The sequence below is a fragment of the Viridibacillus sp. NPDC093762 genome, from assembly GCF_050279675.1.
Lineage (GTDB): Bacteria > Bacillota > Bacilli > Bacillales_A > Planococcaceae > Viridibacillus.
Map to the genome: position 1 here is coordinate 1,446 of NZ_JBNNUK010000045.1, position 2,979 is coordinate 4,424.

The 2,979-nt window shown below is 51.2% G+C and carries 1 rRNA gene; it reads left to right on the forward strand.

Going from position 1 to position 2,979, the window contains the following annotated elements:
• Positions 1 to 3: 3 nt before the first annotated feature.
• A 23S ribosomal RNA gene (locus ACQKM9_RS21725) occupies positions 4 to 2,933 on the forward strand.
• Positions 2,934 to 2,979: the final 46 nt, after the last annotated feature.

A 2,979-nucleotide genomic window follows, 5' to 3' on the forward strand; every position in this document is an offset into this window, starting at 1 on the left:
GTAGGTTAAGTTATTAAGGGCGCATGGCGGATGCCTTGGCACTAGGAGCCGAAGAAGGACGGCACTAACACCGATATGCTTCGGGGAGCTGTAAGTGAGCTTTGATCCGGAGATTTCCGAATGGGGGAACCCACTGTTCGTAATGGAGCAGTATCTTGACGTGAATACATAGCGTCTTGATGGCAGACCCAGGGAACTGAAACATCTAAGTACCTGGAGGAAGAGAAAGAAAAATCGATTCCCTGAGTAGCGGCGAGCGAAACGGGAATAGCCCAAACCAAGAGGCTTGCCTCTTGGGGTTGTAGGACACTCTATATGGAGTTACAAAGGAATGAGTTAAACGAAGCGGTCTGGAAAGGCCCGCCAGAGCAGGTAACAGCCCTGTAGTTGAAAGTTCATTCTCTCTTGAGTGTATCCTGAGTACGGCGGAACACGTGAAATTCCGTCGGAATCTGGGAGGACCATCTCCCAAGGCTAAATACTACCTAGTGACCGATAGTGAACCAGTACCGTGAGGGAAAGGTGAAAAGCACCCCGGAAGGGGAGTGAAATAGATCCTGAAACCATGTGCCTACAAGTAGTTAGAGCCCGTTAATGGGTGATAGCGTGCCTTTTGTAGAATGAACCGGCGAGTTACGATTACATGCGAGGTTAAGTTTTAGAAGACGGAGCCGTAGCGAAAGCGAGTCTGAATAGGGCGAATGAGTATGTGGTTGTAGACCCGAAACCAGGTGATCTACCCATGTCCAGGGTGAAGGTAAGGTAACACTTACTGGAGGCCCGAACCCACGTACGTTGAAAAGTGCGGGGATGAGGTGTGGGTAGCGGAGAAATTCCAATCGAACCTGGAGATAGCTGGTTCTCTCCGAAATAGCTTTAGGGCTAGCCTCGTGATAGAGAATCCTGGAGGTAGAGCACTGTTTGAACTAGGGGTCCATCCCGGATTACCGAATTCAGACAAACTCCGAATGCCAGTGATTTATGCACGGGAGTCAGACTGCGAGTGATAAGATCCGTAGTCAAAAGGGAAACAGCCCAGACCACCAGCTAAGGTCCCAAAGTAATTGTTAAGTGGAAAAGGATGTGACGTTGCTTAGACAACCAGGATGTTGGCTCAGAAGCAGCCATCATTTAAAGAGTGCGTAATAGCTCACTGGTCGAGTGACGCTGCGCCGAAAATGTATCGGGGCTAAACAATTCACCGAAGCTGTGGATGGACATCTTAGATGTCCGTGGTAGGAGAGCGTTCTAAGTGCTGTGAAGTCAGACCGGAAGGACTGGTGGAGCGCTTAGAAGTGAGAATGCCGGTATGAGTAGCGAAAGACGGGTGAGAATCCCGTCCACCGAATGACTAAGGTTTCCTGAGGAAGGCTCGTCCGCTCAGGGTTAGTCGGGACCTAAGCCGAGGCCGATAGGCGTAGGCGATGGACAACAGGTTGATATTCCTGTACCACCTATTTACCATTTGAGCAATGGGGGGACGCAGTAGGATAGGGTAAGCATGCTGTTGGTTATGCATGTTCAAGCAGTGAGGCGTGAAATGAGGCAAATCCCATTTCTATAACGTTGAGCTGTGATGACGAGGACGTATGTCCGGAGTTCCTGATTTCACACTGCCAAGAAAAGCCTCTAGCGAGGTAAAAGGTGCCCGTACCGCAAACCGACACAGGTAGTCGAGGAGAGAATCCTAAGGTGTGCGAGAGAACTCTCGTTAAGGAACTCGGCAAAATGACCCCGTAACTTCGGGAGAAGGGGTGCTCTAGTAGGGTGAAAGCCCGAGAGAGCCGCAGTGAATAGGCCCAGGCGACTGTTTAGCAAAAACACAGGTCTCTGCAAAACCGTAAGGTGACGTATAGGGGCTGACGCCTGCCCGGTGCTGGAAGGTTAAGAGGAGTGCTTAGCGCAAGCGAAGGTGCGAATTGAAGCCCCAGTAAACGGCGGCCGTAACTATAACGGTCCTAAGGTAGCGAAATTCCTTGTCGGGTAAGTTCCGACCCGCACGAAAGGCGTAACGATCTGGGCACTGTCTCAACGAGAGACTCGGTGAAATTATAGTACCTGTGAAGATGCAGGTTACCCGCGACAGGACGGAAAGACCCCGTGGAGCTTTACTGTAGCCTGATATTGAATTTTGATACATCTTGTACAGGATAGGTAGGAGCCAGAGATTCCGGAGCGCCAGCTTCGGAGGAGGCGTTGGTGGGATACTACCCTAGATGTATTGAACTTCTAACCCATGCCCCTTAGCGGGGTAGGAGACAGTGTCAGGCGGGCAGTTTGACTGGGGCGGTCGCCTCCTAAAGAGTAACGGAGGCGCCCAAAGGTTCCCTCAGAATGGTTGGAAATCATTCGTAGAGTGTAAAGGCATAAGGGAGCTTGACTGCGAGACCTACAAGTCGAGCAGGGTCGAAAGACGGGCTTAGTGATCCGGTGGTTCCGCATGGAAGGGCCATCGCTCAACGGATAAAAGCTACCCCGGGGATAACAGGCTTATCTCCCCCAAGAGTCCACATCGACGGGGAGGTTTGGCACCTCGATGTCGGCTCATCGCATCCTGGGGCTGTAGTCGGTCCCAAGGGTTGGGCTGTTCGCCCATTAAAGCGGTACGCGAGCTGGGTTCAGAACGTCGTGAGACAGTTCGGTCCCTATCCGTCGTGGGCGTAGGAAATTTGAGAGGAGCTGTCCTTAGTACGAGAGGACCGGGATGGACACACCGCTGGTGTACCAGTTGTTCTGCCAAGGGCATCGCTGGGTAGCTATGTGTGGACGGGATAAGTGCTGAAAGCATCTAAGCATGAAGCCCCCCTCAAGATGAGATTTCCCATTACGCAAGTAAGTAAGATCCCTCAAAGACGATGAGGTAGATAGGTTCGAGGTGGAAGTGTGGCGACATACGGAGCTGACGAATACTAATAGATCGAGGACTTAACCAAATTTTACTTAACAAACTTCAATGTAATTTATCCAGTTTTGAGAGAA